The organism is Roseobacter sp. YIN89 (genome assembly GCF_057219365.1).
Genome location: NZ_JBXVVD010000001.1, coordinates 74,531 through 86,713, shown reverse-complemented (window position 1 = coordinate 86,713; position 12,183 = coordinate 74,531). Strand labels below are relative to the sequence as shown.

At 56.1% G+C, this 12,183-nt stretch carries 14 protein-coding genes; 7 read left to right on the top strand and 7 right to left on the bottom strand.

From position 1 onward, the window contains the following. Positions 1-148 precede the first annotated feature (148 nt). Both AC2D8V_RS00425 and AC2D8V_RS00420 read right to left on the bottom strand, forming a co-directional pair. Positions 149-988 (bottom strand): amidohydrolase family protein, encoded by an 840-nt coding sequence (locus AC2D8V_RS00425; protein WP_484731535.1) that lies wholly within the window; start codon positions 986-988, stop codon positions 149-151. A 4-nt stretch (positions 989-992) separates the two neighbouring features. Beyond that, positions 993-2,024: an aldo/keto reductase gene (locus tag AC2D8V_RS00420; protein ID WP_484731534.1), complete on the bottom strand. Its 1,032-nt coding sequence runs from the start codon at positions 2,022-2,024 to the stop codon at positions 993-995. Positions 2,025-2,244: 220 nt separating this feature from the next. Between AC2D8V_RS00420 and AC2D8V_RS00415 the strand changes: the two genes are divergently transcribed. The 4 genes from AC2D8V_RS00415 (at position 2,245) to AC2D8V_RS00400 (ending at position 4,583) form a co-directional block, all read left to right on the top strand. Next, on the top strand, positions 2,245-2,928 hold the full coding sequence (locus AC2D8V_RS00415) for an SGNH/GDSL hydrolase family protein (protein WP_484731533.1): 684 nt from the start codon (positions 2,245-2,247) through the stop codon (positions 2,926-2,928). After that, complete coding sequence (locus AC2D8V_RS00410) at positions 2,912-3,358, top strand: RbsD/FucU family protein (protein ID WP_484731532.1); 447 nt, start codon at positions 2,912-2,914, stop codon at positions 3,356-3,358. The genes AC2D8V_RS00415 and AC2D8V_RS00410 overlap by 17 nt, the downstream gene beginning before the upstream one ends. Positions 3,359-3,782: 424 nt before the next feature. Beyond that, the gene (locus AC2D8V_RS00405) at positions 3,783-4,118 is read left to right on the top strand and encodes a hypothetical protein (protein WP_484731531.1); all 336 of its coding nucleotides are present in this window, start codon (positions 3,783-3,785) and stop codon (positions 4,116-4,118) included. A gap of 75 nt (positions 4,119-4,193) precedes the next feature. Then, complete coding sequence (locus AC2D8V_RS00400; RefSeq protein WP_484731530.1) at positions 4,194-4,583, top strand: hypothetical protein; 390 nt, start codon at positions 4,194-4,196, stop codon at positions 4,581-4,583. A 113-nt stretch (positions 4,584-4,696) separates the two neighbouring features. Here the strand turns inward: AC2D8V_RS00400 and pncB are convergent, their stop codons facing one another. Together pncB and pncA are read right to left on the bottom strand one after the other, a co-directional pair. Next, positions 4,697-5,989, bottom strand: coding sequence for a nicotinate phosphoribosyltransferase (gene pncB / locus AC2D8V_RS00395; protein ID WP_484731529.1), 1,293 nt, complete (start codon positions 5,987-5,989; stop codon positions 4,697-4,699). Continuing rightward, the gene (gene pncA, locus AC2D8V_RS00390; RefSeq protein ID WP_484731528.1) at positions 5,982-6,590 is read right to left on the bottom strand and encodes a bifunctional nicotinamidase/pyrazinamidase; all 609 of its coding nucleotides are present in this window, start codon (positions 6,588-6,590) and stop codon (positions 5,982-5,984) included. The genes pncB and pncA overlap by 8 nt, the downstream gene beginning before the upstream one ends. Before the next feature lie 117 nt (positions 6,591-6,707). On the opposite strand from pncA, the gene trhO reads away from it, so the two are divergent. Then, positions 6,708-7,598, top strand: a complete 891-nt coding sequence (gene trhO, locus AC2D8V_RS00385) for an oxygen-dependent tRNA uridine(34) hydroxylase TrhO (protein ID WP_484731527.1) — start codon at positions 6,708-6,710, stop codon at positions 7,596-7,598. 4 nt (positions 7,599-7,602) lie between these two features. Here trhO and AC2D8V_RS00380 read toward each other — a convergent pair whose 3' ends face one another. Then, on the bottom strand, positions 7,603-8,829 hold the full coding sequence (locus AC2D8V_RS00380) for an MFS transporter (RefSeq protein ID WP_484731526.1): 1,227 nt from the start codon (positions 8,827-8,829) through the stop codon (positions 7,603-7,605). A 132-nt stretch (positions 8,830-8,961) separates the two neighbouring features. Between AC2D8V_RS00380 and AC2D8V_RS00375 the strand changes: the two genes are divergently transcribed. Continuing rightward, positions 8,962-9,801, top strand: coding sequence for a flagellar motor protein MotB (locus AC2D8V_RS00375; protein WP_484731525.1), 840 nt, complete (start codon positions 8,962-8,964; stop codon positions 9,799-9,801). A gap of 99 nt (positions 9,802-9,900) precedes the next feature. Further along, positions 9,901-11,385: a flagellar hook protein FlgE gene (locus AC2D8V_RS00370; RefSeq protein ID WP_484731524.1), complete on the top strand. Its 1,485-nt coding sequence runs from the start codon at positions 9,901-9,903 to the stop codon at positions 11,383-11,385. 128 nt (positions 11,386-11,513) lie between these two features. Here the strand turns inward: AC2D8V_RS00370 and AC2D8V_RS00365 are convergent, their stop codons facing one another. After that, positions 11,514-11,873 carry a flagellar biosynthesis protein FlgN gene (locus tag AC2D8V_RS00365; RefSeq protein WP_484731523.1) on the bottom strand — a complete coding sequence of 120 codons (360 nt, stop codon included), beginning with the start codon at positions 11,871-11,873 and terminating at the stop codon, positions 11,514-11,516. Further along, entirely contained in the window at positions 11,866-12,141 is a 276-nt protein-coding gene (locus AC2D8V_RS00360) for a rod-binding protein (protein ID WP_484731522.1), read from the bottom strand. Before AC2D8V_RS00360 ends, AC2D8V_RS00365 begins: the two co-directional genes overlap by 8 nt. Positions 12,142-12,183: the final 42 nt, after the last annotated feature.

Below are 12,183 nucleotides of genomic sequence, written 5' to 3'. Positions count from 1 at the left end.
ACGTGCCGCGAAAAGCTGACGGCACGAAACGGATGGGCACGTCGGAGGCAGTTCAGGAGGCAGTTCACAAGAATAGGTCGCAGAAGAAAACGCTATCGACTGGATGACCGCACCTGGCTGCAGGCCGGCGCGGTTTTGCTTCCGCAGATCACGTTAGCTTGTAAAAGCGCGCGGCAGTTTCGCCAAGGATCGCTGATTGATCGGGTTCCGACAGATGCGCAATGAGGTCACAAGCCAACGCGTGTGACTGCGCGTATTCTGCTGTCAGTCGACTTACCGGCCAGTCCGAACCCCACATTACGCGCTCTGGGCCGAAAGCGGTGATCGCGTGATCGGTAAAGGGTCGCACAGTATCCAGACTCCACCCGTCTGACGCTTCGGTTACAAGAGACGACAGTTTCATAAAAACATGTGCCTCTTCCGCGAGCGCTGAAATGCCATGCGCCCAATCAGAGAATACATCCTCTCCGGACTGGTGGGCGGCGATACGCGGCCTCATCAGGTGATCGCAAACTATTCTCAGATCGGGGTGTTTCTGCGCCAATTCGATAGTTGGGGCGATATGTTCGGGCAGACCCAATACATCAAAGCTGAGATCAAGGTCGACAAGGGCTTTGTAGGCCCACTGCACACCATGGCCCAGCATCCATTCCTTATCGTCAATCTCCTGAATCATCGGCCGCACCCCGATAAACTGAGGATGACGCGCCAACCGGCGCAAGTGGGCAAGATGAATGCGGTCGTCAAAATCGATCCACCCGACAACACCTTTGATCCAAGGTGTCGCGTCTGCGAGGCCCAGCATGTATTCTGTTTCCTCGAGACTGGCGGCGGCTTGTAGCAGCACCGTGCCGTCTATTCCGGCGGCGGACAGTTGAGGCGCCAGATCAGCCGGCAGGTACGGCTGCTGCAAGACATCGTTGTCGGGCATCCAGTCATAGTCGCTGCGCGCGGGATGCCAAAGGTGGTGATGAGCATCAATCCTCATTGTGTCACCCAGTTGGTGCGTCTTGGCGCAGTAAACCCTTTGATTTCAGATCGTCCCACAACGCGGTCGGAATTTCTGCATGTGCCGCCTGAAGGTTGCCTTGGGTTTCTTCCACGCTCTGCCCGCCCGGAATGACCGTGACATGCGCGGGGTGCAGCAGGGGGAAATGGAAGGCAGCATCGACCAGTCGCACATCGTGGTCACGGCAGACGGCTTCAATGGCATCCACACGGTCCATGATGTGCTGTGGCGCCGGGTCATAGTTGTAATACGCGCCCGGTTTTGCCCCAGTGGCAAGGATACCTGAGTTGTAGGGCCCACCCGTCACAATGCCGATGCCACGGGAGTCACATAGTGGTAGGAAACTGTCGAGCGCGTCCTGCTCAAGCAACGTGTAGCGGCCTGCCAGCAGGAAAAGGTCAAAATCGCCCCGCTCTGCCAGTGTCTGGCAAACCTGCCATTCATTGACGCCGCCGCCTATGGCCTTGATCAGGCCCTGATCCCGCAGCGAAATCATGGCGTCATATCCCCTGCCACCAAAGAACTCTTCGATGCGCATGTCAGATATTTCTTTCGAACCGTGGCTGAAGACACATAGATCATGAACGTAAAGAATATCGATCCGTTCGACGCCCAATCGCGCAAAGGAGTGTTCAAAGGAACGCATCACACCATCATAGGTGTAATCGAAATGCTCGCGACGCTGTGGCACTTCAAACCACTTACCGACACCGCTGCGGTGCTCAGGGGCGCAGGGTAGGATCAGGCGACCGATCTTGGACGAAAGAACGTATTCGTCTCTTGGCTTGTCGCGCAAAAACGAATTCAGCCGCGTTTCAGCGAGCCCAAGGCCGTAAAGCGGCGCGGTATCAAAATAACGCACCCCGCCTTCCCAAGCGGCATCCAGCGTTGCACGTGCGTCTGCATCAGAAATTGCGCGGTAGAGATTTCCAAGGGGCGCGCTGCCAAATCCCAGTTCGGTAAAGGTGACCCCGCCATTCCCAAGCCGGTCCCAGTGCCGCTTTTTTAGTGCCATGCCACGCGCCTCCTCCGCTGGTTCGAGGATAGACAGTTTCCAGCCCGGTGCAACGCACGTTACCCCGCGCAGACATGTGAGGTCGTGGACAGGTGGCGCACCATTGACTAACGTCTCGGAAAACGGGGGGTTTTAGAAAAATGTTGGACCTGCGAGCCGATCACGAGCTTAGGATTTCCACCGGCGGTATGCCTGCCCGGTGGTGCGAGAGGCCGCGCGCATGACCGACGAGCAGCGGACCGTGCTCTGTTTCGGGGACAGCAACACGCATGGCACGCGCGCATTGCGCTTTCTTGGAGATCAGCGCAGACACCCCAAGGGTGCGCGCTGGCCCGACGTTATGGCCGAAATGTTGGGGTCAGGTTGGGACGTCATCGCAGAGGGCCATCCGGGCCGGACGACAGTGTTAGACGACCCCATAGAAGGAAATCACCGAAACGGCGTGCGGGTGTTGCGCGCACTGTTGGAAAGCCATCGTCCGATTGATCTGGTTATCATCATGCTGGGCACCAACGACCTTAAGGCGCGCTTTGGCATGGCCGCTGCAGATGTCGCCTTGGGTGTGCAAAGGTTGATGGTTGAAGTGTCAACGGCGGCCTGTGGACCGGGGGGCGCGACCCCCGATATTTTGATCGCGGCACCGGTGCGGGTCACAGAGACGGGCGTGTTTACCGAGATCTTCGCCGGTGCTCAGGAAAAGGCAGACGCCTTGCCGGGCCATCTTCGACATCTGGCCGAGCGGCATGGCGTGGGATTTGTGGACTGCAACGAGGTCGCGCGTGTTGATCCAAATGACGGCGTACATCTTGATGCACGCGCACATCTGTCTATCGGTCAGCTCATCACCGGCGCGGTGTTGGATCATTTGAAAAAAGAGGGGACAGAGCATGCTCAAGGGAATTGATCCGTTGCTGAACGCCGATGTGCTGTTTGCGCTGCGGGCTATGGGGCACGGGGATGATCTTGTCATCTCGGACACAAACTTTCCCGCCGACAGTATCGCACGGCAGACATCGCTGGGGCGGGTTTTGCGTATTGACCGTTCTGCAGCGGACGTCTTGCGCGCTGTTCTGTCTGTGTATCCGGTCGACACCTTTGTTGACGGTGCCGCAGGCCGTATGGAGGTCGTCGGCGCGCCGGATGCCCTAGAACCGGTAATGGCAGAGGCGCAGGCAGAAATTACGGCGGCTGGCGGCCCGCAACTTCGCGGTATTGAGCGCTTTGCTTTCTACGAGAGGGCCAAAAACGCCTATGCTGTCATTCAAACGGACGAACGTCGGTTTTACGGATGTTTCGTCTTGCGCAAAGGCGTCGTACCCCCCGAAAACAATTAGCGCCCAAGGCACGCGCCCTATTTGCGCCACATTCCTGCAAGGTACGCCATATTTCAGCGCGCGCGCATTACATAGTTATCCGGTTTTCGCCTTATTCATCCCATTTCCGAAGTTTGATTCGGGGAAATTCTGACGAAATTCTCGCTATGCGGGAAAAATTCTGCCACAATTCTGGTTTAGTAAAATTCCCGTTAATTTTTGAATGGTTATCTGTTCATTTTACGCCATTCAGACCTGCTGAACAGATGTTCGGCGCAACCAATCCCTTCGCAACGGCACCGAATGTTTCGGCTCGGTAAACGAATCTCCCCGAAAATTGAAATGAGCCGAAAATGTGGCATAACTGTGCTCGTCAGCGGCCACGACGGTCGGGACAAAGTGTTCATTTACAAAACCTGGGTGGGGCTAACTTGGGAGTTTGTTCATGGGCCACAAGTTTGGGTTCAAGGTAACCACGTCGATGCTGGCAATCGCCGCGTTGACAGGATGCGCCACGAAAGACGCATCTGTGGTGACCAAGGACGAACACTTGGGACCTCTTTTTTCTACGAAGAATATCACCGTCTGTTCAGAACATGATGCCGACTGCGGCGCTATTGATCTTGTCGTGCTGAGACAGCCGGAAAACGTTGTTTACACCACCCGGGCTGATGTCACACCCAGTTCTCCCGCTAGTGACGAAGCCCAATTGCAAGAACCACCACGGGCTCCGGCCCGTGGTGCCCTCCCACCGCAACTTGATGCGGACACAAGCGAGTAAGAGTACGGGCTGTTATGCCCACCGTTTTTAAGAGTTCACTGCGGGTAACCGCATTTAAAAAGTAAGGACAGAGTGATGACCTTGGAATTGGCAAAAAGCAGACGTCTCGAAGCCCTAAACAGCCGTTGCGGCGACCGTATTTTGGTCAAGCCGGGTCATCACTCGCAGGTCTGCATGCCTAAGGAAGGCACCGTTGCAGAGTATCTGCTCGATGCTCTTGAACAAGGGTGTCAGCCCGAACAACTTGAGGTCGAAACTGGCTGGTCCAAAGCCATTGTCATGTCGAACCTCTACAAAGTCGCCAAGCGTACGGGCATGGGTATCCGTCGCAGCGATGCAACGTTGCATCTGGTGGTTCCAGAGGGTGCAGACGATACCGTCCGCGGCCCCAAGGTGGTCAAGACGGAAGACGCAACAAGGGACGAAGAAGACTACGTAGTGATCGAAGGAACGCTTGTAGCATAACGGTTTTATGCAGGCTGTAGCGTGTGTGTGTGCGCAATTGGTTCGGCCTGCACTGAAATGGCCAGAGGGTACGTTGCTCTCTGGCCATTTTCATGTTCGCGCCCTCTGGCTTTTCAAACCTCGACGCGTTGCGCTGTTTGCTCGCCGACACGGAACACGCGTTTGTAGCGCGCAATCTCTGCTTCTGGCCCCATGGCTTTATTGGGATTGTCCGACAGTTTGACGGTCGGGCGGCCGTTGGCTTTGACGGCCTTACAGACCAGCGAGAAGGGTGCCAGCCGGTCGTCGGGCACCAACCCACGGAAATCATTGGTAAGCAAAGTACCCCAACCAAATGAGACATTTACCCGACCAGAGAATTGCTGGTGTAGGGCGCGAATTTTTTCGACGTCGAGCCCGTCACTGAAGATAACACGCTTGTCCTGTGGGTTTTCGCCGCGCGCGTGCCACCATGCAATCGCCTTCTCTGCTGCGACGGCAGGGTCGCCGCTATCGACACGGATACCCGTCCAACCGGCCAGCCAGTCCGGAGCATTCTCTAGAAACCCGCTGGTGCCGAAGGTGTCGGGCAGAATGATGCGCAGGTTTCCTTCATGCTCTTCATGCCAGTCGGACAAAACCTCATAGGGCGCTTTGGCGAGTTCTTCATCCGTCTCGGCAAGTGCCGCGTAAACCATGGGTAGTTCATGTGCATTCGTACCGATTGCTTCCAGCTCGCGTTGCATCGCGATCCGGCAGTTCGATGTGCCTGTAAATGCATCTCCCAAACCTTCCTGCATCGCCTGAACGCACCAGTCCTGCCATAGGTAGCTATGGCGCCGCCGCGTCCCGAAATCGGCGATGGACAGGTCGGGGATGTCCCGCATTGCTTCGATCTTTTCCCACACGCGGGTCATGGCGCGCGCGTACAGTACCTGTAATTCGAATTTGCGCATCTGATCGAGCACAGCGCGCCCGCGCAGTTCCATGAGCACCGCCAGCGCAGGAATTTCCCACAGCATGACCTCGGGCCACGCGCCTTCAAAGGTCAGTTCGTATTGATCCCCTTTGCGCTCCAGATGGTAGGGCGGCAGGCGCAACCCTTCGAACCACTCCATAAAATCCGGGCGGAACATCTGGCGTTTGCCATAAAAGGTATTACCGCGCAGCCAAGTGCTCTCGCCGCGTGACAGGGACAAAGACCGAATGTGGTCAAGCTGCTCGCGCAGTTCCCCCTCATCGATCAGGTCGGCCAGCGGGACGTGTTTGGAGCGATTGATAAGGCTGAAAGTTACCACTGTGTCCGGTTTGTTCCGAAAGACGGACTGGCACATCAGCAGCTTGTAGAAATCGGTGTCGATCAGTGACCGGACAATCGGATCGATCTTCCATTTGTGGTTCCAGACGCGGGTAGCGATATCAACCATTGCCGGACTCCAGTTGCACACCAGCAGAGCGCATACCGTCGCGCGCCGCAGCCAAGGACCCATCCAGATCAATAGCGCGACACAGGTATTCGCGAACTTGCACTGAGAACCCTAACTTGGCGGCATCAACGGCCGAGAAATTGACACAGAAATCAGTGGCCAGACCAACCATTGTGAGGTCGGTGATGCCTCGGGTGTGAAGGTACCCCTCCAACCCGGTTGCGGTTGTGTGGTCGTTTTCAAAGAAAGCCGAGTAGCTGTCGATCGCAGGATTATATCCTTTCCGGATGATCAGGTCAGCGCGGTCAATGTGTAATTTCGGGTGAAACTGGGCACCGACACTGCCTTGAATGCAGTGATCAGGCCAGAGCACTTGTGGCCCGTAAGGCATTTCAACCAGGTCATACGGTGCCTTGCCACTATGAGACGACGCAAAAGACGAATGCCCCGCCGGATGCCAGTCCTGTGTCGCAATCACAGCATCGAAGTCGGCCATAAGCGCGTTGATCCCATCCACGATATCATCGCCTCCGGGCACGGCCAGTGCGCCACCGGGGCAGAAATCTTTTTGCACATCGATGACGATCAGGGCATGGGACATCAAAACTCTCCTTTAGCGTCAATGGCTAAGGGCCAGAGGTGCAATCGTCAATGGCACAAGCGGTTGCCCGCCAATGTACACTTGCCTGACCGCGTGCTCCGGCGTATTGGGTCGGCCATGTTCATAATCGCTGCTTTATATCACTTTACACGGTTCGACGAACCCGCTGCTCTTAAACCCGATCTGTTGGCCTTGTGTCTGGATCAGGGCGTCAAGGGAACCCTGTTGCTGGCACCCGAGGGTGTGAATGGCACCATCGCGGGGCCCCGCGCCGGCATCGACGCGGTCTTGGGCCATTTGAGAGCGCTGCCTGGGTGCGCAGACCTCGAATGGAAAGAGGCGACAAGCAGTCGTGCCCCATTTGGAAAGATGAAAGTGAGGATCAAACGCGAGATCGTCACGATGGGTCAGCCGGATGTCGATCCCCGCGCGCGCGTCGGTCATTATGTGGACCCCGCTGACTGGAACGACCTGATCGCCCAGCCTGATGTTGCCGTGATTGACACGCGTAACGATTACGAAGTGGCAATCGGGACATTTGACGGCGCCATTGACCCCAAAACTCAAAGCTTTGGCGAGTTTCCCGCTTGGTGGGAAAAGAACAAGCATCGCTTTCACAACAAGAAGATCGCGATGTTTTGCACAGGCGGTATCAGATGCGAAAAATCCACGAACTACCTGCTGAGTCAGGGAGTGGACGAGGTTTACCACCTTAAGGGAGGCATATTGAAATACCTTGAGGAAACGCCTGAAAATGACAGCACCTGGCACGGCGATTGCTTTGTTTTCGACAACCGGGTCAGTGTGGGCCACGGATTGCGTGAAGGCCCTCATTTGCTCTGCCACGGATGCCGCCAACCGATCCTCCCAGAAGACATCAAGCGGCCGGAATACGAAGCAGGCGTGAGCTGCCACAACTGCTTTGACAAGACATCGGACGCGGACAAGGCGCGTTTCCGCGAGCGGCAAAAGCAGATGGAACTTGCGCGCAAGCGTCCGTTTGGCTGATCCGTCAGGCGAGCGCTGCGCGTTCCGGCTTGCGGGGGCGGCTGCGGTGCAAGAGCCAGAGCATAATGGCGATGTTCAGACCGTTCCAGAGGATGCCATTGACGAATGCCAATTGGTACGATCCGGTAACATCGTAGATCCACCCGGACATCCAGCCACCTAGCGCCATCCCCATAATGGTTGCCATAAGTACGAATCCGACGCGCGCGCCGGCTTCTCTTGCGGGCATATACTCCCGCACGATCAGCGCATAGCTTGGAACGATCCCACCCTGACTGAGGCCGAATACAAGGCTAACGAGGTACAGGGAAACCAGCCCCCCCGCCGGCAGATACAGAAATAGCGCAAGGCACTGCAATGCTGACCCTACAAGGAGCGTTCTGACACCGCCAAGTTGATCCGCGATCAGACCGGAAAGGATACGCGAAACTACGCCACCCATGAGCATGAGCGCCAGCATCTCTGCACCGACGGCAGGGCCATATCCCAAATCGACGCAGTAAGAGACGATATGGACCTGCGGCATCGACATCGCCACGCAGCAGCCAATTCCTGCTAGACCCAGCAGGTACTGTAAGGCACGTGGTGACATTCCGGATGACAGCGCATTGGCAATCGACGCGGCTTGGGCTCTGACCTTGACCTCATCGGGCAAGCTACGCCGCAAGGCAAGTGCCAGAGGGACCACGCCAACTAGCGTTATCAGGGCGAGAAAGAGGTAAACGGTACGCCACCCGTGGGTCTGAAGCAGGCCAGACAAGACAATCGGCCAAAACGCTCCGGACAGGTAGTTTCCGCTTGCCACCAAAGCGACAGCAATTCCGCGTCTGCGGACAAACCAGTGGGATATATCCGCGATCAATGGCCCGAAACCAACCGCCGATGCGAAACCGACAAGCAACTGGGCAGCAGACATCATCACGATGGAACTGCTCAGCGTAGCAGCGCCGAAACCTGCGGCGATCCCAGCGGCAGCAGCTATGAGAGAGATCGTCACGCCAAAACGGTCGACAGCACGGCCAATGGCAAAATTTCCAAAAGCAAAGCCGATCATTGTCAGGGTATAGGGCATCGACGCCTCGGCCCTGCCTGCACCGAATTCGGCCTCTACTGCCGGCATGATTACAATTATCGCCCACATACCGACGTTGGCAATAATCGCCGCCAGAAGTGTCAGCAGCAATCTAAACCATGAATAGGTGCTGTCAGTGATCGAGGGTGTTGTTGTCATCATTAAACCGCCCGATGCATCTGGAACGATATGCAACGGTGACGCAAGGCGAATTAACTGAGCTTTCATTAACCTTGCCGCAACACCTCTCGGCTAAACCCGTCAGTGGGTAAATTTTAGAGTGGTGGAAACATGGCTGCGCAGAGCAATCTGGCACCAGTTATCATCAAAAAGAAAAAGAAAGTTATCGGCGGTGGGCACCACGGTGGTGCCTGGAAAGTCGCTTATGCGGATTTCGTGACCGCCATGATGGCCTTTTTCATGATGATGTGGCTGTTGAATGCGACAACAGAACAGCAACGGCAGGGTCTGGCGGACTATTTTTCGCCAACAGTGCCGATCAACCGCGTGTCGGGCGGTGGCGATGGTTCATTCGGCGGGGATAGTATTTTCTCTGAAGAAACACTGCCGCAAAACGGTCTTGGCGCCACGAATGAACATGCGACGCGCAAACAGGCTGCAAGCGGCGAAAGCGGGTCGGACGCCGACGGTGGCGAACGCGACAGCGCCGACGCAGAGCTTGATGCACTGGTGGCAGAACTGATGGGGCGCGGGGGCGAATCCACGGTCATGGATAATCTGCTGGAGCACATCAACACCCGCATTACCGACGAAGGTCTTGTGATCGAGCTTTTTGCATTGGAAGGTGCGCCCCTGTTTGATGCAGGTTCTGACCAGCCTACCTTGCTGATGACGGACCTCACTGAATTGGTGGGCAGCGTCATCGCAACCGCTAAAAATGACGTAGCGATTGGCGGACATGTCCGGTCTCAACCCATCGTGCTGGCACGAAACCCTGTGTGGGACATCTCTGCGCAACGCGGCACCCGCACCCGCCTGATGCTTGAAGAAAACGGCGTTGACGCGACGCGTATGATGCGCGTTACCGGGCATGCCGATCGCGAGACAATACATCCTAACCCGATGGCCGAACGAAACGACCGTGTCGAAATCGTGTTGCTGCGGGAATAGTGGCAAAAGTATGGCGGATTTTATCTGTTAGCGCGGTGTTAAGGGCACGCACCCTACTGATGGTCTCATCGTGGACCAACACATCAGAAAGGCGTGCCCATGTCGATTTCTTCTTCTCTCAACGCAGGCGTTGCGGGGTTGCAGACCAACTCTCAGCGGTTGGCATCCATCTCGGACAATATCGCAAACTCTTCGACTTTCGGCTACAAACGGGTGGAGACAGATTTTGAATCAATGGTGCTGTCTTCGGGGGGCGGATCATACGCAGCGGGCGGCGTCCGCGCCAATACACAGCGCCTTATCGATGAACGCGGCACACTGATTTCTACATCGAATGCGACTGACCTTGCCGTGCGTGGTGGTGGCATGCTACCGGTCGCGCAAGCGGCGCAGGTGCAGACCGCAGGAACCGACGCGCCAATGTTTCTGACCACAACGGCGTCATTCAGAACCGACGCAGAAGGATATCTGACATCGCAGTCAGGGCTCGTGCTGATGGGCTGGCCCGCCGCAGCAGACGGGACAATTCCGCCCTATCCACGTGATACAGCCGACGGCTTGGAACCGGTGCGCATCAATACCGGTCAACTCGCTGGCAACCCGACGACTTCGATGTCGTTGGGCATCAATCTGCCAGCCACCTCGACCGAAGACGGCTCCGCCGGTTTGGTTGAACAGCTATCGGTAGAGTACTTCGACAATTTGGGCACATCGCAAAGCATCAGCATCGAGTTCACACCAACCGTACCGGCGCCGGGGGCTCCTGCCACGAATACATGGACCATGGAAATGTTCGATTCCACCAATCCGGGCGTTTCCATCGGGTCATACACGCTGGAATTCAACGATACCCGCACCGGTGGCGGGTCGCTGGCCGATGTAACACCTATCGCAGGCAGTCCGGCTTATGACGATGCCACTGGCCTTTTGACGGTTAACGTCGCTGCCGGACCTATTGAGGTGGACATTGGTGCCCTTGGCGACACCGAGGGGCTCTCTCAGCTGTCATACAATTTTGCGCCGGTTTCAGTGCGCAAGGATGGCTCTGCCATCGGTAACTTCGTCGGCGTCGACGTCGATGCGAACGGATTTGTCCGCGCCACATTCGACACGGGTGAAATCAGGACAATCTACCAGATACCTCTGGTTAATGTGCCAAATACCAATGGCTTGCAGGCTTTTGACAGCCAGACGTACCTGCCATCGCGGGAGAGTGGCAGCTTCTTTCTCTGGGATGCGGGCGACGGGCCTACGGGTGATATCGTGTCTTTTGCCCGTGAAGAATCCACCACCGACGTGGCTGCGGAACTGACGGACATGATCAAAACACAGCGCGCATATTCGTCCAACGCCAAGGTAATCCAAACCGTGGCATTGTCTTTGGCGCTCTCTACCGTTTTACCGGTTGAGATCTCGCTTTGGACTTTTCCGAGATTCATGTTGATTGATTTCAGGGTTTGCAGCGCGACCATTGCGCTGTTGTTGGTAAGAATGCTTGACATAAAGCATGTTCCTTTGATCGTTCACGCTTTGCGTGGATTATGTCCAAAAGGCTTTGCTTCCGGACGAGAACAGTCTTTCTGACCAATGCAATCGCTCTTGAATAAACGATGCGCCATCCGACCTCGGATGCGCGGCCAACATGCAAGTCAAATCCCTAATGCAACCCTAATGACGTCCCGCACAGTCCACCGCATTTTAAACAAAACTGGTCATGCCCGCTTTTCGACAGACGCTTCGGCATCCATGTCGATACGGCGTTTTGCGCCGCTGGCATCATAGGTGTCGAGCGAGCTTTTCACCCGCCGCAACTCGGCCAAGCGGTTAGCCACGGTACGAATACCATCAAGCGCCTGATCAAGAAGCGCCTGGTTGCGTTTGATCTTATCCGTCAACTTTTCCAAAGACGCAGTCTCTGTCGCCTCGAGAAGCGCGAGTTTTTCGATAAGCGACTCTTTACGCTCCAAAAGGCGGCCAATCGCGTCCAAATCACCGCTCAAAAGAGCGCTGCGTTCGGTTTCCAGTACGTCATCAAGGGCGTCGATCACTTCGGAAAATCCGTGATCATCCATTCTGCTTCTCCTTTAGTGATTCATAAAGCGCTTCTGCCAAGCCAATCCCCCCGGTGCGGACCATCTGCAGCGCCTGCTCCTGCACGAGGAAGGAGGAAAACTGGTCTTCACCAGCCCCGCCACCGAAATGCCCTCTGGTCTTGCCAAGTCCCGCAGCTTTCAACATTTCTGCAAGGAATCCGGCTTCTAGTTTCTCCGCCGCATCGCGTAATGCCTTGTCTCGCGCCTCTGGCGCCAAGGGGCTGTGCACAGATGGTGAAATCTCCATGAGCAGGTATCTCCAATTGCAGATATTTTTCCGCAAGATGAC

What these genes read in the sequence shown, in the direction of transcription:
- AC2D8V_RS00425 (WP_484731535.1), bottom strand. Translation starts at nt 988, where the DNA reads ATGAGGATTGATGCTCATCACCACCTTTGGCATCCCGCGCGCAGCGAC.
- AC2D8V_RS00420 (WP_484731534.1), bottom strand. Translation starts at nt 2,024, where the DNA reads ATGGCACTAAAAAAGCGGCACTGGGACCGGCTTGGGAATGGCGGGGTC.
- AC2D8V_RS00415 (WP_484731533.1), top strand. Translation starts at nt 2,245, where the DNA reads ATGACCGACGAGCAGCGGACCGTGCTCTGTTTCGGGGACAGCAACACG.
- AC2D8V_RS00410 (WP_484731532.1), top strand. Translation starts at nt 2,912, where the DNA reads ATGCTCAAGGGAATTGATCCGTTGCTGAACGCCGATGTGCTGTTTGCG.
- AC2D8V_RS00405 (WP_484731531.1), top strand. Translation starts at nt 3,783, where the DNA reads ATGGGCCACAAGTTTGGGTTCAAGGTAACCACGTCGATGCTGGCAATC.
- AC2D8V_RS00400 (WP_484731530.1), top strand. Translation starts at nt 4,194, where the DNA reads ATGACCTTGGAATTGGCAAAAAGCAGACGTCTCGAAGCCCTAAACAGC.
- pncB (WP_484731529.1), bottom strand. Translation starts at nt 5,989, where the DNA reads ATGGTTGATATCGCTACCCGCGTCTGGAACCACAAATGGAAGATCGAT.
- pncA (WP_484731528.1), bottom strand. Translation starts at nt 6,590, where the DNA reads ATGTCCCATGCCCTGATCGTCATCGATGTGCAAAAAGATTTCTGCCCC.
- trhO (WP_484731527.1), top strand. Translation starts at nt 6,708, where the DNA reads ATGTTCATAATCGCTGCTTTATATCACTTTACACGGTTCGACGAACCC.
- AC2D8V_RS00380 (WP_484731526.1), bottom strand. Translation starts at nt 8,829, where the DNA reads ATGACAACAACACCCTCGATCACTGACAGCACCTATTCATGGTTTAGA.
- AC2D8V_RS00375 (WP_484731525.1), top strand. Translation starts at nt 8,962, where the DNA reads ATGGCTGCGCAGAGCAATCTGGCACCAGTTATCATCAAAAAGAAAAAG.
- AC2D8V_RS00370 (WP_484731524.1), top strand. Translation starts at nt 9,901, where the DNA reads ATGTCGATTTCTTCTTCTCTCAACGCAGGCGTTGCGGGGTTGCAGACC.
- AC2D8V_RS00365 (WP_484731523.1), bottom strand. Translation starts at nt 11,873, where the DNA reads ATGGATGATCACGGATTTTCCGAAGTGATCGACGCCCTTGATGACGTA.
- AC2D8V_RS00360 (WP_484731522.1), bottom strand. Translation starts at nt 12,141, where the DNA reads ATGGAGATTTCACCATCTGTGCACAGCCCCTTGGCGCCAGAGGCGCGA.